9 protein-coding genes and 1 other RNA gene are annotated in these 16800 nt (G+C 39.7%); 8 read left to right on the forward strand and 2 right to left on the reverse strand.

Annotated elements, in window-relative coordinates:
• Positions 1 to 57: 57 nt before the first annotated feature.
• Together pbp1a and recU are read right to left on the reverse strand one after the other, a co-directional pair.
• Positions 58 to 2220: a penicillin-binding protein PBP1A gene (pbp1a, locus tag SMSK597_RS04665; protein WP_001046045.1), complete on the reverse strand. Its 2163-nt coding sequence runs from the start codon at positions 2218 to 2220 to the stop codon at positions 58 to 60.
• Positions 2213 to 2812, reverse strand: coding sequence for a Holliday junction resolvase RecU (recU, locus tag SMSK597_RS04670; protein ID WP_000248766.1), 600 nt, complete (start codon positions 2810 to 2812; stop codon positions 2213 to 2215). Before recU ends, pbp1a begins: the two co-directional genes overlap by 8 nt.
• Positions 2813 to 2878: 66 nt before the next feature.
• Between recU and SMSK597_RS04675 the strand changes: the two genes are divergently transcribed.
• The 8 genes from SMSK597_RS04675 to SMSK597_RS14015 all read left to right on the forward strand — a co-directional run.
• Positions 2879 to 3406 (forward strand): SLOG family protein, encoded by a 528-nt coding sequence (locus SMSK597_RS04675; RefSeq protein WP_000205370.1) that lies wholly within the window; start codon positions 2879 to 2881, stop codon positions 3404 to 3406.
• Between the two features lie 69 nt (positions 3407 to 3475).
• Entirely contained in the window at positions 3476 to 3817 is a 342-nt protein-coding gene (gene gpsB / locus SMSK597_RS04680; RefSeq protein ID WP_000146532.1) for a cell division regulator GpsB, read from the forward strand.
• Between the two features lie 20 nt (positions 3818 to 3837).
• Positions 3838 to 4218: RNase P RNA component class B (rnpB, locus tag SMSK597_RS12650), an RNA gene on the forward strand.
• Between the two features lie 84 nt (positions 4219 to 4302).
• Complete coding sequence (locus tag SMSK597_RS04685) at positions 4303 to 5460, forward strand: THUMP domain-containing class I SAM-dependent RNA methyltransferase (protein ID WP_000711383.1); 1158 nt, start codon at positions 4303 to 4305, stop codon at positions 5458 to 5460.
• A 12-nt stretch (positions 5461 to 5472) separates the two neighbouring features.
• The gene (gene mapZ, locus SMSK597_RS04690; RefSeq protein WP_000163143.1) at positions 5473 to 6900 is read left to right on the forward strand and encodes a cell division site-positioning protein MapZ; all 1428 of its coding nucleotides are present in this window, start codon (positions 5473 to 5475) and stop codon (positions 6898 to 6900) included.
• A 75-nt stretch (positions 6901 to 6975) separates the two neighbouring features.
• Positions 6976 to 8400: an NADP-dependent phosphogluconate dehydrogenase gene (gene gndA / locus SMSK597_RS04695; RefSeq protein ID WP_000158779.1), complete on the forward strand. Its 1425-nt coding sequence runs from the start codon at positions 6976 to 6978 to the stop codon at positions 8398 to 8400.
• 11 nt (positions 8401 to 8411) lie between these two features.
• Positions 8412 to 9101: a response regulator transcription factor gene (locus SMSK597_RS04700; RefSeq protein WP_000518027.1), complete on the forward strand. Its 690-nt coding sequence runs from the start codon at positions 8412 to 8414 to the stop codon at positions 9099 to 9101.
• Between the two features lie 527 nt (positions 9102 to 9628).
• On the forward strand, positions 9629 to 16800 hold a 7172-nt coding region (locus SMSK597_RS14015), incomplete at its 3' end, for a DUF1542 domain-containing protein (protein WP_029745429.1).

The raw sequence follows: 16800 nt of genomic DNA on the forward strand, positions 1-16800 counted from the left end.
AGCTATCTTGTAGTAAAAAAAATCCTGAGAATTTCTAACTCTCAGGATTTTTCGTGTTTACTGTTGTGGTTGTTGAAATTGAGGGGCCTGTGGTTGTTGTTGGATTTGTTGGCCAGGCTGTCCCTGATTTGGATCAGTTACTGGAGCACTGTTGGGTTGTTGTCCTACTGTGGTGTTTGCTTGTGTAGTTGAACTTTCAGATGTTGTAGAGGGGGTCTCTACTGACTGTGTTTGTTGTGTAGAAGGTGTAGTCCAAGTATTCTTGGCACCGTTCAAAAAGACAAACTCACCACTTCTGTATACTCCCTCAGGCATTGACCAATCTCCAGGATGGTCGTTTTGAGAGAGAGAAGTCATCATAGCACGATAGACTTTGGCAGCAACTGTGAGACCATCCCCCATAATTGGTGTGAGACGGTTTGTGTAACCTGTCCATACAGCCATTGAATATTTATGTGTATAACCTACAAACATTTCATCAGGTGCTACAAACTGACTAGTCTTGATATGGTTTTCGATTTCTTCATCTGTATAGTTAGAGGTACCTGTTTTACCAGCTTGAGGAAGCCAAGGCAGGTAGGCACCACGACCGGTTCCGTAAGTCAAGACTGTTTTCATCATTTCTGTCATCATGTAAGCAGTCGTTTCTTTCATGGCTCTTGTGCCAGAGTCAGAAAATTCTTTTTCACTACCATCGCTAAAGACAACCTTATTGATGTACATCGGTTTGTGGTAAATACCACCATTCGCGAATGCGGCATAGGCGGTAGCCATTTTTTCACTACTTGCCCCGTACTGTTTACTAGATTCGGTAGTATTACTTGAAATAGCATTTGAGTAGTGAATACTTGGATAGTCAATTCCCAAACCATTTAGGAAGTTTTTGGCTCTATCTAAACCAACCTTGTTTAGTGTTTCAACGGCAGGTACGTTACGAGATTGTTGAAGGGCATATTGCAGAGTAATATTACCAAAATATGCTCGATCCCAGTTGTAGACAGGTATGCTTGTTCCTGGATAGTTATAAGGAATATCATTAACCATAGTTGCAGTAGAATCATAAACACCGTATTCTATAGCAGGTGCATAATCGGTGATTGGTTTCATTGTTGAACCCCAGTCACGATTGGTTTCCACAGCTTGGTTGGTACCAAATGAAACGTTACTTGCTTGGTGCCGAGCTCCAAGTTGGGCAATGACTTTACCATTGGAAACATCTACGACCGTAGATGCGACTTGCAAATCATCGTCAGGGTAAGAGACGTATTGTTCGGAGTTGTAAATATCCCACAGATGTTTTTGAGCCTCTTGGTCTACATTTGTGTAAACATCCATCCCAGTAGTTAGAAGGTTATAGCCAGTTTCTTGTTCTACTTGGTCGATAACCTCTTTGAGATAATTGTCCATATATGCTGGGTAGCTATTGACTGATTTCAAACTTTGGAGTCCATCAGTAATAGGGGTATTGATAGCCTTCTCATACTGTTCGGCAGAAATGTAGCCTTGACCTTTCATCTCTGAAAGTACCAAGTTACGGCGGTCAAGGGCAGCTTCTGGATGAGAATAGGGATCGTATTGATTCGGAGCCTGTGGCATTCCTGCTAGTAGGGCAAGTTGAGGTAAAGATAGATCCTTTAGATCTTTACCATAGTAATTTTGGGCTGCTGTCTGCATTCCATAATTACCATTTGACATATAGACCTTATTGATGTAGTAGGTAAGAATTTCCTGTTTGGTAGCTTTTTGTTCCAATTGGATAGCTAGCCAAGCCTCTTGTGCTTTTCGGGAGATGTTTTGATCCGAAGTTGATGTTGAGAAATAGGTCAACTTAATCAACTGCTGGGTTAGGGTTGATCCCCCCTGTAAAGAATTACTTTGTAAGTTACGTAAGAAGGCTCCCATAATCCGAATCGTATCAATCCCTCTGTGGTCAAAGAAACGATGATCTTCGATAGACACGATAGCTTTGACTAAATCAGTAGGAATTTCGTTGGCCTGAGCGTTTACTCGGCGTTCAGAGCCCAGATCGGCAATGAGTTCGTTATTATTGTCATAAATCTTGCTAGAAGTTGTTGCAACTAATTTACTATCTGATAAGGCTGGAGCTTTACTCACAAAATAGAGGAAAACACCCCCGCCCAATAGAAATAATGCGATAAAGAGAGTTAGGAAAAAGATTCCAATATACTTTAATATTCGCATAAGAATGTATTTATTCATCTTGTTTACCACCTAGTAAATGTTCTTTGATAACATCGAGATAGGGAATTTGTGGGAATGCCCCTAGTTTTATCTGGTAACCGTATTCTCGTATGTATCCAAGTGGCATTGATTTTTGCCCCTTATCTTGATGATAGAAGCGAATCAAATCATGTGCCGGTAATAAGTAGGTTTCTTGCTGAGAAGAAAAGTGAAGAAGGACAAAGCAGATTCCTTGTTGGGCAAGGACTTGTTCCATATGCTGAATCTGATGTGGATGAAAATTTTTCATCGGAATCGCTTGTTTCTGCCTAGTTTCCTTAGCCTCAAAGTCGATGTAATATCCCTTATAAACGCCAGAATAGTCTGTCGTTGAAGCTTGTCGAAAATAGGCTTCAACAATCTTGGCACGACTTCGTTGTGGATAGTCCACTCGTACGATTTGAATAGGAGTTGGTTTCTTGTGTATAACAGCCAAGCCCTGAGACAAATAGTAGTCGTTGGTAGCATTGATCATCTTTTCAAAAGACATTCCTCGATTTGCGAAATTTTTGGGTTGAGAAAGAGATGGTTGTCTTTTTTGTGATGAAATTTTATGAGGATAGTTGACCATAATTCTCCTTATTGGTACAATAACATCACTCTATTATATCATAAATTTGCACAGGAAGGGTTAAAAATGACTACAGCTTTGGTTTTAGGCTATTCTGCTTTTGATTTGGGTTTGCTTTCTGACAAGGATCCTCGTCTTAAATTGATTAAAAAAGCGATACATAGGGATTTAGAAGCTATGGTAGAAGATGGGGTGACTTGGCTTGTATTTACAGGGACTTTGGGCTTTGAATATTGGGTTTTAGAGGTTGCTCAGGAGATGAAAACCGAATACGGTTTCCAGTTGGCCACCATTTTTGCTTTTGAAACCCATGGGGAAAATTGGAATGAAGGCAATCAGATGAAACTGAGTCGTTTTAAGCAGGTAGACTTTGTCAAATATGCCTATCCTCGTTATGAACACAAGGGGCAGTTAAGAGATTACCAGCAGTTTTTACTGGAAAACACGAACAGTTCCTATCTTTTTTATGATGAAGAAAATGAAACGAAACTAGCTTATTTTTACCAAAAGATGAAAAATCAAGAGGACTATTTTATAAAGAGATTAACATTTGATCAGCTAAATGAACTTGCTGAAAATTTTTCCGAAAATTGAAGCTTTGACCTTGATTTTTGTTTGCCTTTTTTTATATAATAATACTAGCAAGCGAGAATGGAGAGAGACATGGCAAGTATTATTTTTTCAGCAAAAGATATTTTTGAACAAGAGTTTGGACGTGAAGTCCGTGGCTATAGCAAGGTAGAAGTTGATGAGTTTTTAGACGATGTCATCAAGGATTATGAAACCTATGCTGCCTTGGTCAAGTCACTTCGTCAGGAGATTGCGGATTTGAAGGAAGAATTAACTCGTAAACCGCAAGTGAGTTCGGCTCCAAGTCCTAGTCACCCAGATCCAATTGATGTGGCTGCTTCATCTTCTATGACGAATTTTGATATTTTGAAACGCTTGAATCGTCTTGAAAAAGAAGTATTCGGTAAACAAATTTTAGACAATACTGATTTGTAATTCAGGTCTTGTTACATGCAATTTTTGGATAATCGCGTGAGGAGAGTTGCTTCTCATGAGGAAAGTCCATGCTAGCACAGGCTGTGATGCCTGTAGTGTTTGTGCTAGGCGAAACCATAAGCCTAGGGACGAGAAATCGTTACGGCAGTTGAAATGGCTAAGTCCTTGGATAGGCCAGAGTAGGCTTGAAAGTGCCACAGTGACGGAGTCTTTCTGGAAACGGAGAGAGTGGAACGCGGTAAACCCCTCAAGCTAGCAACCCAAATTTTGGTCGGGGCATGGAGTACGCGGAAACGAACGTAGTATTCTGACTGCTATCAGCTAGTGCTGTTAGTGGTAGACAGATGATTATCGAAGGAAGTGGTCCTAGTCACTTCTGGAACAAAACATGGCTTATAGAAAATTGCATATAGGTTGGGGCTGAGAAATTTTCTCAACCTCATTTTTTAAAGTGGACATATAGAAAGGTCTTGCAAGACTGTAACATGAAAAAAGAATTTAATTTAATTGCAACTGTGGCAGCAGGTCTTGAAGCTGTTGTGGGACGAGAAGTGCGAGAGTTGGGCTACGATTGTCAGGTTGAAAATGGACGTGTGCGTTTTCAAGGAGACGTGAGAGCCATTATCGAAACCAACCTCTGGCTTCGGGCAGCAGATCGTATCAAAATTATCGTAGGAACTTTCCCAGCTAAGACTTTTGAAGAGCTGTTTCAGGGAGTTTTTGCTTTAGATTGGGAAAATTATTTACCACTCGGAGCTCGGTTCCCGATTTCCAAGGCCAAATGTGTTAAATCTAAACTTCACAATGAGCCAAGTGTACAGGCTATTTCTAAGAAAGCTGTTGTCAAGAAATTGCAGAAACACTATGCCCGTCCAGAAGGAGTTCCTCTGATGGAGAATGGCCCAGAGTTTAAGATTGAGGTCTCTATTCTCAAAGATGTGGCAACTATCATGATTGATACGACCGGGTCTAGCCTCTTTAAACGTGGTTATCGTACGGAAAAGGGTGGCGCTCCTATCAAGGAAAACATGGCGGCAGCTATTTTACAACTTTCTAACTGGTATCCAGATAAGCCTTTGATTGATCCGACCTGTGGTTCAGGAACTTTCTGTATCGAGGCAGTTATGATTGCTCGAAAGATGGCACCAGGACTTCGTCGCTCTTTTGCATTTGAGGAGTGGAACTGGGTCAGCGATCGCTTGATTCAGGAAGTGCGTACAGAAGCGGCTAAAAAAGTAGACCGTGAGCTTGAACTGGATATTATGGGCTGTGATATTGATGCTCGCATGGTGGAAATTGCTAAAGCTAATGCTCAGGCAGCTGGTGTTGCAGAGGATATTACCTTTAAGCAGATGCGCGTGCAGGATTTACGTTCTGATAAAATCAATGGTGTGATTATCTCCAATCCGCCTTATGGTGAACGTTTATCAGATGATGCAGGGGTGACCAAGCTTTATGCTGAGATGGGTGAGGTTTTTGAACCTCTCAAGACTTGGAGTAAGTTTATCCTAACTAGTGATGAAGCCTTTGAAAGCAAGTATGGTAGCCAAGCGGACAAGAAGCGTAAACTGTATAACGGAACCCTGAAAGTGGATCTGTATCAATATTTTGGTCAGCGTGTTAAACGTCAGGAAGTAAAGTAGGAAGGTAAACTCATGACTAAGAAAAGACGAGATCGTCATAAAAAAGAAGGCCAAGAACCGCGATTTGATTTTGATGAAGCAAAAGAGTTAACAGTTGGTCAAGCTATTCGTAAAAATGAAGAAGTAGAAGCAGGGGTCTTGCCTGAAGATTCTATTTTAGATAAGTATGTCAAGCAACACAAAGATGAAATTGAGGCAGATAAGTTTGCGACCCGCCAATACAACAAGGAGGAGTTAGTCGAAACGCAGAGTTTGGATGATTTAATTCAAGAGATGCGTGAGGCTGTAGAAGAGTCAGAAGCTTCTTCGGAGGAAGTTCCATCTTCTGAAGACATCTTACCACCCTTGCCTCTGGACGATGAGGAGCAAGGCTTGGATCCTCTATTGCTAGAGGATGAAAATCCAACAGAAATGACTGAAGAAGTGGAAGAGGAGCAAAATCTTTCTCGTCTGGAACAAGAAGACTCAGAAAAGAAAAGCAAAAAAGGCTTTGTTTTAACTGCTTTGGCGCTTGTATCAGTAATTATCTGTGTCAGTGCATATTATGTCTATCGTCAAGTGAATCGCTCAGCACAGGAAATCCAAACTTCTCAATCATCGTCTAGCGAGCAGAATGTTCAGCCTATTTTAGAAGATTTTAATAGTCAATACGACGCCTTCTACACAGACAGCAATAAAACAGCTTTGAAAAATAGCCAGTTTGATAAACTGAGTCAACTTAAGACACTGCTTGATAAACTGGAAGGTAGTCGTGAACATACGCTTGCCAAATCGAAGTATGATAGTCTAGCAACGCAAATCAAGGCCATTCAAGATGTCAATGCACAATTTGAAAAACCAGCTATTGTGGATGGTGTCTTGAATACCAATGCCAAAGCCAAATCGGATGCTAAATTTACAGAGATTAAAACTGGCAATACTGAGATTGACAAAGTGCTAGATAAGGCTATCAGCCTTGGTAAGAGCCAGCAAACAAGTACTTCTAGCTCAAGTTCAAGTCAAACTAGTAGCTCAAGCTCTAGTCAAACAAGTTCAAATTCTTCTACCGACAATACTACAAGTAACGCCAGTCCATCTTCAAGCGCCTCATCAAATAATTCAGTTTCTGCGCGGGATGATAGCTATGGCGGTTTATCAAGTTCTGGAGTTAACCTCCAGAGAGCTTCAAGTCGTGTACCGTTCAATCAATCAGCTGTAGATGATAGTAATAACTCTGCCTGGGATTTTGCGGATGGTGTCTTGGAACAAATTCTAGCGACTTCACGTTCGCGTGGCTATATCACTGGAAACCAATATATCCTTGAACGTGTCAATATCGTTAACGGCAATGGTTATTACAACCTCTACAAGCCAGATGGAACCTATCTCTTTACCCTTAACTGTAAGACAGGTTACTTTGTCGGAAATGGCGCTGGTCATGCGGATGACTTGGACTACTAAGCAGTCGTTACAAAATTCTTTCTTTTCAAAAGTAAAAATGATAAAATAAAACAAATCAAACAAGAGGAGTGTCAAATGACAAAAGCTAACTTTGGTGTCGTAGGTATGGCCGTAATGGGTCGTAACCTTGCCCTTAATATTGAATCTCGTGGTTACACAGTTGCTATTTACAACCGTAGTAAAGAAAAAACTGAAGATGTAATTGCTTGCCATCCTGAAAAGAACTTTGTACCAAGCTATGACGTTGAAAGTTTTGTAAACTCAATCGAAAAACCTCGTCGTATCATGCTCATGGTTCAAGCTGGACCTGGTACAGATGCTACAATTCAAGCCCTTCTTCCACACCTTGACAAGGGTGATATCTTGATTGACGGCGGAAACACTTTCTACAAAGATACCATCCGTCGTAATGAAGAATTGGCAAACTCTGGTATCAACTTTATCGGTACAGGGGTTTCTGGTGGTGAAAAAGGTGCCCTTGAAGGTCCTTCTATCATGCCTGGTGGACAAAAAGAAGCCTATGAATTGGTTGCGGATGTTCTTGAAGAAATCTCAGCTAAAGCACCAGAAGATGGCAAACCATGTGTGACTTACATCGGTCCTGATGGAGCTGGTCACTATGTGAAAATGGTTCACAACGGTATCGAGTATGGTGATATGCAATTGATCGCAGAAAGTTATGACTTGATGCAACATTTGTTAGGCCTTTCTGCAGAAGACATGGCTGAAATCTTTACTGAGTGGAACAAGGGTGAATTGGACAGCTACTTGATCGAAATCACAGCTGATATCTTGAGCCGTAAAGACGATGAAGGTCAAGATGGACCAATCGTAGATTACATCCTTGATGCTGCAGGTAACAAGGGAACTGGTAAATGGACTAGCCAATCATCACTTGACCTTGGTGTGCCATTGTCACTCATCACTGAGTCAGTATTTGCACGTTACATTTCTACTTACAAAGAAGAACGTGTGCATGCTAGCAAGGTTCTTCCAAAACCAGCTGCCTTCAAATTTGAAGGAGACAAGGCTGAATTGATTGAAAAAATCCGTCAAGCCCTTTACTTCTCAAAAATCATTTCATACGCACAAGGTTTTGCGCAATTGCGTGTAGCTTCTAAAGAAAACAACTGGAACTTGCCATTTGCAGACATCGCATCTATCTGGCGTGATGGCTGTATCATCCGTTCTCGTTTCTTGCAAAAGATTACAGATGCTTACAACCGTGATGCAGACCTTGCCAACCTTCTTTTGGATGAGTACTTCTTGGATGTTACTGCTAAGTACCAACAAGCAGTGCGTGACATTGTAGCTCTTGCAGTTCAAGCTGGTGTGCCAGTACCAACTTTCTCAGCAGCTATTACTTACTATGATAGCTATCGTTCAGCTGACCTTCCAGCTAACTTGATCCAAGCGCAACGTGACTACTTTGGTGCCCACACTTACCAACGTAAAGACAAAGAAGGAACCTTCCACTACTCTTGGTATGACGAAAAATAAGTAGGTCTGCCATGGGGAAACGGATTTTATTACTTGAGAAAGAACGAAATCTAGCTCACTTTTTAAGTTTGGAACTCCAAAAAGAGCAATACCGAGTTGATCAGGTTGAGGAGGGGCAAAAAGCCCTCTCCATGGCTCTTCAGACAGACTATGACTTGATTTTATTGAATGCTCATCTGGGGGATATGACAGCCCAGGATTTTGCAGATAAGCTGAGTCGGACTAAGCCGGCTTCAGTCATCATGGTCTTGGACCATCGCGAAGACTTGCAAGATCAGATTGAGGCAATCCAACGCTTTGCCGTTTCTTACATCTATAAGCCAGTTATTATTGAGAATCTGGTAGCTCGTATTTCAGCTATTTTCCGAGGTCGGGACTTTATCGACCAACACTGTAGTCAGATGAAGGTTCCAACGTCTTACCGAAATCTGCGTATGGATGTAGAACATCATACCGTTTATCGTGGCGAGGAGATGATTGCTCTGACCCGTCGTGAGTATGACCTTTTGGCCACTCTTATGGGAAGCAAGAAAGTTCTGACTCGTGAGCAGTTGTTGGAAAGTGTCTGGAAGTATGAAAGTGCGACAGAGACCAATATCGTGGATGTCTATATTCGTTATCTACGTAGCAAGCTTGATGTAAAAGGTCAAAAAAGCTATATTAAAACCGTGCGTGGTGTCGGTTACACCATGCAAGAATAGAAAAGCAGTTGCAGTTGCGTAACTGCTGCTTGAGCTCTATACTATCTGTGGCAGGAATTTCTGAACTTCAGATAGTATGGGGCTTTTTTTCTACACAAAAATAGGCTCCATAATATCTATAGGGGATTTACCCACTACAAATATTATAGAGCCTTTCTTTTTTGTGGGGGGAGGATATCTATTTTTATATATCAAACTTATTTATTTTACCAAAACTAAAAAATGTATACGCTATCTTTCCGAATGACATCAAATATTTTTATATGATTTATGGGATAACATTGCATATATTTATTTAAAAAAATTGTAAAAAATGCAAAAAGCAATTGTCTGAAAATTCCTTGCTTTCCCAAAACGCTTTTTTTTTTGCGAAAATTTCAAATCAAATCAGTTGCATATATATTAAAAATAAAGTAAAATAGTTAATGGAAGGATTCACATTAACTATAATAACTAGCCGTTGCTTTAAGAAACGGTTAGTTTTATGTGAAAATCCAAAATATATTTCAAAAAGGAGATCCAAATTAATGGATAACAAATCATCAATGAGTCGCGTTGAGCGTCTACATCGTGAAAAGGTCACGCGTTACTCGATTCGTAAATATAGCTTTGGAGCGGCTAGTGTAGCAGTCGCTGCTCTTTTCATGTTCTTAGGTAATGGAGCTGTATCAGCTAATGAGCTAAGCAAACAAGATACACCATCTGTAGAAGCTCCAGCGCCAGCCTCTGAAGATAAACCAAATTCAGTAGAAAGCACACCAACAGTACAAGCAATTTCGGAAGAATCTACTGCTAAACCAGCGGAAGCAGTAACTCCAGCTTTGAACAAAACTCAACTTGAAAGCTACATTTCAGAAATTGAGACAAAACTTTCTAACGGTTCTTACGATAACAAAACGGAAGAAAGTGTTGCAGAATTAAAAGCTGACTTAGTAGCTGCAAAAACTACATTAGTAAACGCAACAACTCAAGATGAATTAACAAAAGCTTACAGAAAACTTTTCACTACAGTCAACTCTAAATTAAAAAACAAACCTGTAGAGAAAAAAGAAACTCCAGTAGTAGATACTACTAATGGAAAAGAAACTGTAGGTAAAAAAGCAGAAAACACTGAGAAAAATCCAGAATCTAACTCAATCGAAAACACAGGATCTAATGATCCACGTAATCGTCAAGCGATTCCAACGGGAATTCAATTTAGGGCGGAAGTTGCTTATTCAGAAGGTACAAATGCGGAACCAAATGGGCATAGTGATACCTATATCATCAATGATGTTGATGGTCAAACATCTTCAGCTTCTGCTGCTCAGGCGGTTTCTCGGGTAACAAACTATAAAGTAAAATATAATAAAGACGATAGTGGGAAGATTACTTCATTAGATTGGCTTGTCTTTTATAATGATCATCTAGAAAATCTAGCTAATAAGTATGGTACAGATGGAGGAGATGTATATCGGAATTATATCCAAATCCCTGCAGAAGTTAATATGCCGACGGCCATTACACGTTTAAAATATAACTCCCCAGTCGACCCTAAATGGAATCCTCAAACTAGAAAATTCCAACGTATTTTACCGGATGGTTCAGCGTTGAGTAGTTCTGTAACGTTTGAAAATCCATCACCAGATACAGCTGGTGGATTACGACTAGACAAAAAAGATACCTTTGCTCTGGCTTCTGGTTGGGAAAGTACTCTCTATGGCCGTGCCATCGAAAAACTTGCCGGTCAGGAGGAAAGATATTTCAAGAGTGCGGCGACTAATTCTTCTCCGAGAACTAAACAGTTAGTATACGGTGCTGCCTTGAATGACAAACGTTTGATTGTGGATCGTTCGACTACAGGTGGTGATGGGTATGATGGCTATGTATGGAGCTTTACAACAACAGTTCCTAATGACACAACTAATGAACAACTGAAAGATATGAAGGTTGTGTTTGGGATGATGCGTAGTGCCACTGCAGGTGCTAATGCAGCTTTTGCCAACATTGCAGCTAACCCTGTGAAAATGTGGCAGTCTGATGTTTCCCCTGAACCAACAGCGAAAGTTCAAACTGTAAAAGCTGGACAAGTACCAGATGCGAAAAAATCAATTGGAAACTTGAACGACCTTCCACAAGGAACAACAGTTGCGTACAAGGAAGCAGTAGATACACAAAACTCAGGTGAAAAACCAGCAATAGCTGTTGTAACTTACCCAGACACATCTAAAAAAGAAGTTCCTGTAAAAGTAATTGTTGAAAATGAAGCAGTAGCAGTAGCAGCTCCAGTAGTCAATACAAATGCTAAAGCTAGAAATACAGTACTTTCAACTGATGAAGAACTAACAGGAACAGGTACACCAGGAGCAACCGTTAAAGTAACTGTTAAAAATCCAGAAGGAACAACAGTAATCTCAGAAAAAACAACACAAGTTGGCGCTGATGGAAACTGGAAACTTGGTTTAGATAAAGGATTGAATAGTAACGAAATTTTAGGTGGTAATGCAGCGTCAAATGCATTCTATGCTCCTAAGAATAAAGTGGAAGTTACGCAAGTTGTCAATGGAGTATCTAGTGCAGCAACAGCGGTAACAGTATCAGAAGGGACGTCTACTATCTTGCCATCAGCCGCAGCTAAGGATGGAAAGAGCGTTGTAGCAGGAGCTAAAGAAGTTACAGTGACAATTCCGCATGATGCAGGTATTGCATACTTCTGGTATACAAACAAAAATGATAATTCTAAACCACAAATTGATATTAAACGTGAAGCTGATGGTAACTTTGTGATTTCTGGCAACAATGCTGGAAAAGCAACAGTTAAGAATGTAGTTAAAGGTGCATTCTCTGATACTGTTACATTAACATTAACAGAGCCAGCTAAAGAAGGTGCTAACCTAGAAATCATTCCTCACAATGGACTAGCTACAAAAGGTACTTACTTAGGTAGAGCTAATATTCCAGTAACAAACGAAAAACCAGTAGTATCATCTGCAACAAATTCAGATGTAACGACAGTAACTGCAGGGGGGACTGTAAATCTTTCAACTCTAGCGAAAGTAACAGACCATGAAGATGACCAAAATGCTACATTAGGAACAAAAGGTACACCGACAGTAGTATCTATCAATGGTGATACAAGCAAAACAACTCTTGAAGCAGCAGATTTAGCAACACCAGGAACATATACTGTTAAATATAAAGCAGTAGATAGTCAAGGTAAAGAGTCTGACGAGTATACACATACTGTAACTGTTCAAGGTTCAGATCCAGTAGTAAATACTAAATCTAAGAATACAATTTATTCTACTGATAGTGAAATTACAGGAACAGGTAGACCTGGTGCAACTATCAAAGTGACTGTTAAAGATCCAGAAGGAACAACAGTAATCTCAGAAAAAACAACACAAGTTGGAGAAGACGGTACTTGGAAACTTCCTTTAGATAAAGGATTGAACAGTAATGAAGCCTTAAGAGGTGGTAGTGAAGCTTCAAGAACATTCTATGCTCCTAAGAACAAGGTTGAAGTTACGCAAACTGTTAATGGTATTGAAAGCGAAAAGGCAGACTTAGAAGTTTCTATTGGTGAATCAAAAATCTTACCATCAGAGGCCGCTAAAGACCAAACTAGTGTTGTCGCTGGAGCTAAGAAAGTTGTACTAACAGTTCCGCACGATACAGGATATTCATATTTCTGGTACAAAGATAAAGAAACAAATTCAGCACCTCAAGTGACCTTGAAACGAGGCGAAGACAGAGGATGGTCTATTACAGAAAATCCAGAAAGAGCAACTATTGAATCTGTTAAGCACGGTGATTTTGTTGATACAATTACATTAACACTGACAAAACCAGTTGCTGAAGGAAAGAATAACATTCAAATCATTTCGCATAATGGTTCAGCTTCTCATGGAAGTTACTCAGGAAAATATTCAGTCAATGTAACTAACGAAGCACCAGTAGTGTCATCAGCAACAAACTCAGATGTAACGACAGTAAATGTAGGGGGAACTGTAAATCTTTCAACTCTAGCGAAAGTAACAGACCATGAAGATGACCAAAATGCTACATTAGGAACAAAAGGTACACCGACAGTAGTATCTATCAATGGTGATACAAGCAAAACAACTCTTGAAGCAGCAGATTTAGCAACATCAGGAACATATGTTGTTAAATACAAAGCAGTAGATAGTCAAGGTAAAGAGTCTAATGAGTATGAACACACTGTGAAAGTAAATCAAGCTCCAACAGTTGAACTTCCATACTCAAATCCAGACAAGAAACAAATCTATGTTTACACAGGTGAAAAGACTGACTTAACATTCAAAGCTTCAGATGATACAACAGTTAAAGATTTATATCTACGAAATAAAGGTTTAGATGAAAGTGATAACGCTAGTGTTTATGGTTTTACCATAGGAAAGGTAACTGATAGTGCTGTAGCATCTGGGGAAGGAACTGTATCTGATGATAAGAAAATAGCTACTATCAAGATGGTTGGAGTAACAAATCTGAGAGCTGGGCAAAAGTGGACAAGTTTTATCGAGGCTAAAGATAATGACGGTGTTAAATCTATGCCAGCAAATGAAGCCTATAATGTTGAGAATAACTATGAACTTCGTCGAAGAAAACTTGGGTATGTTGAATTCATCGTTAAATCTCAAACGGATAAGTACGATATCAAGACACCAACTGAAAAAGTTGCTGTAACAGATCCAGCAAACGTAACAGAAGCTGATTTAGCTAAAGTCAAAGAAAAACTGCAACTTGAGTACAATCAGGATAACGACGACGCGAATATCGCAAAAGATACTGCAGTTGATAAAAATGGTAAGATTCAATCAGTCACAAAAGATGGAAACAATCTTGTAGTAACCTATACAGATGGTTCTACAGATACAAAACCATTGTCAGAATTTGTAACATTGGACAAAGAGCCAGCTATTGATGCGGTTAAAAAAGCAGCAGAAGCCAAAATTGCCGAGATTAATAAAACTCCAAATGCTACTGATGACGAGAAACAAGCAGCAATCAATAAAGTAAATGCTGATAAGAAAAAAGCTCTTGATGAAATAGCAAAACCTGAAGTTACAACAAAAGATGCTCTCGATAAAGCTCAAACAGCAGGAACTGATGCAATCGCAAAAGATAACCCAGTAGTAGCTAAAAAAGATGAAGCTAAAAAAGCAATTGACGATGCACTTAAAGTTAAAGAAGCAGCAATTGCTGCTCGACCAGATTTAACTGATGACGAGAAGAAAGCCGCTAAAGATGCAGCTAAAGCAGCCGCTGATAAAGCTAAAGGTGCTGTTGATACAGCAACTACAAATGCAGCAGTTGATAAAGCTAAAGCAGATGGAACTACAGCAGTTGCAAATGTAACTCCAGTAGCAAAAGCAGAAGCTAAGAAAGCAATTGCGAAAGCATTAGAAGATAAAAATAGCGAAATTGATAAGCGTACAGACTTAACTGATGAAGAAAAAACAGCAGCTAAGAATGAAGCGAAAGATAAAGCTGATGCACAATTAGCGAAAATCAATGAGCAACCTGATGCAGCAACTACACCAACAGCAGCTAAAACAGCTCAAGATGCAGTAGATGCAGCTAAGAAAACAGGTGTAGCTGAAGTTACTGCAGTGAATCCAGTAGCAGTTAAGAAACCAGCAGCTAAGAAAGCCATTGACAATGCTCTTAAAGCTAAAGAGGCAGCAATTGACGCTCGTCCAGATTTAACTCCAGAAGAGAAGAAAGCCGCTAAGGATGCAGCTAAAGCAGCCGCTGATAAAGCTAAAGCAGCAGTCGATGTAGCAACAACAGATGCAGCAGTAGACGCAGCTAAAGGAACTGGTACAGGTGACATTGCGAAAGTTAACCCAGTAGCCAAAGAAGTAGCTAAGAAGGCAGTAGCAGATGAATTAGCTAAGAAAGAAGCAGCAATCGACGGGCGTAAAGACTTAACTGACGAAGAAAAAGCAGCAGCTAAGAAAGAAGCTCAAGATAAAGCTAAAGCAGCGACAGACGCTATTAACGCACAGCCTTCTAACGCAGAAACACCAGAAAAAGCAGCGGAAGCTCAAAAAGCAGTAGACGCAGCTAAGAAATCAGGTGTAGATGAAGTTGCAGCTGTAAATCCAGAAGCAGTAACTAAACCAGCAGCCAAGAAAGCAATCGAAGATAAATTAGCAAAACAATTGGAAGAGATTGCTAATACTCCAGATGCTACTGATGAAGAGAAAAAAGTAGCAGAAGATGCAGCAAAAGCAGCAGCTGAAAAAGCTAAAGAAGAAATTGACAAAGCTGAAACAGATGCAGCAGTTGAAGCTAAGAAAGATGAAGCTGTAGGTAAGGATGGTGCTAAAGGTACAATCGATAAACTTCCTGTTGTAGAAGATAAACCAAATGCTCGTAAAGCAATTGATGAAGAAGCAACAGCTAAAAAAGCAGAAATCGATGCGCGTAACGATCTAACTCCTGAAGCTAAAGCTAAATTAAAAGCTAAAGTCGATAAAATTGCTGAAAAAGCAAAAGAAGGAATCGATGCAGTAACTAGCAAAACAGATGTTGATGTGATTAAAGAAGCAGATAAAGCGGCAATTAAAGCAATTGGAGAAGTAAACAGACCAATTGATAAAGTATTAGTAAAAGATCCAAGCGCATTAACAGATGAAGAAAAAGCTAAAATCTTAGAAGAAGTTAAGAAAGTTAACCCGACAGCTAAAGAGGTTAAATATGATGAAAATGGAAACATCGAAGTAACAACAGAAGCTGGCGATAAAGGAATTATCAATCCAACAAAATTAGTGAAAACTGAGGACCAGTTAGATAACGGTAAAGGTGGAAATGACATTAACAAACCACTTGATAAAGTTATCGTAAAAGATCCATCGAACTTAACTGACGAAGAGAAAGCTAAGATTGTTGCTAAAGTTGAAGAGGTAAATTCAGGTGCTATCGTAACAATAGATGAAAACGGAACTGTTTCTGTTTCTACTCCAGAAGGTAAAACTGCTGCAATTCCAGCATCAGATTTAGTAAGAACTAAAGAAGATACTGCTAAACCAGATGCAGGAAATAGTAAAATTGTTAAACCAGCAGACAAAGTAGTTGGTGAAGCAAATGATCCAGATGATCAAGCTAAAGTAGAAGCAAAATTAAGAGAATTAAACCCAGAAACTAAATCTGTTAAATTCGATGAAAATGGGAATGCAACAGTTACATTAAACGATGGAACTACAGCAACAATCCCATCAGAAGATTTATTCAGATCAGAAGCAGATGTAACTAAACCAAATGCAGGTAACGACATCGTTAAACCAGCAGATAAGACAGCAGTTAAAGATCCAGCTAACTTAACTCCAGAAGAGAAGAAAGCGATCGAAGATAAAGTTAAGGCTGTAAATCCAGATGCAACAGTAGTTGTAGATGATAAAGGAAATGCGACAGTTACAACTCCAGAAGGTAAGACAGCCGTCATTCCAGCAGCAGACTTGACTAAGTCACCAGAAGCTGCAACTAAACCAAATGCAGGTAACGACATCGTTAAACCAGCAGATAAGACAGCAGTTAAAGATCCAGCTAACTTAACTCCAGAAGAGAAGAAAGCAATCGAAGATAAAGTTAAAGCTGTAAATCCAGATGCAACAGTAGTTGTAGATGATAAAGGAAACACTACAGTGACAACGCCATCAGGAAACACAGCAGTGATTCCAGCAACAGACTTGAC

It is taken from the genome of Streptococcus mitis SK597 (assembly GCF_000148545.1).
GTDB classification, from domain to species: Bacteria; Bacillota; Bacilli; order Lactobacillales; family Streptococcaceae; genus Streptococcus; species Streptococcus mitis_C.

Excerpts from the sequence above, each read along its gene's own strand:
- mapZ (WP_000163143.1), top strand. The coding sequence starts at position 5,473 with ATGACTAAGAAAAGACGAGATCGTCATAAAAAAGAAGGCCAAGAACCG.
- SMSK597_RS04675 (WP_000205370.1), top strand. The coding sequence starts at position 2,879 with ATGACTACAGCTTTGGTTTTAGGCTATTCTGCTTTTGATTTGGGTTTG.
- SMSK597_RS04685 (WP_000711383.1), top strand. The coding sequence starts at position 4,303 with ATGAAAAAAGAATTTAATTTAATTGCAACTGTGGCAGCAGGTCTTGAA.
- SMSK597_RS04700 (WP_000518027.1), top strand. The coding sequence starts at position 8,412 with ATGGGGAAACGGATTTTATTACTTGAGAAAGAACGAAATCTAGCTCAC.
- gpsB (WP_000146532.1), top strand. The coding sequence starts at position 3,476 with ATGGCAAGTATTATTTTTTCAGCAAAAGATATTTTTGAACAAGAGTTT.
- recU (WP_000248766.1), bottom strand. The coding sequence starts at position 2,812 with ATGGTCAACTATCCTCATAAAATTTCATCACAAAAAAGACAACCATCT.
- gndA (WP_000158779.1), top strand. The coding sequence starts at position 6,976 with ATGACAAAAGCTAACTTTGGTGTCGTAGGTATGGCCGTAATGGGTCGT.
- pbp1a (WP_001046045.1), bottom strand. The coding sequence starts at position 2,220 with ATGAATAAATACATTCTTATGCGAATATTAAAGTATATTGGAATCTTT.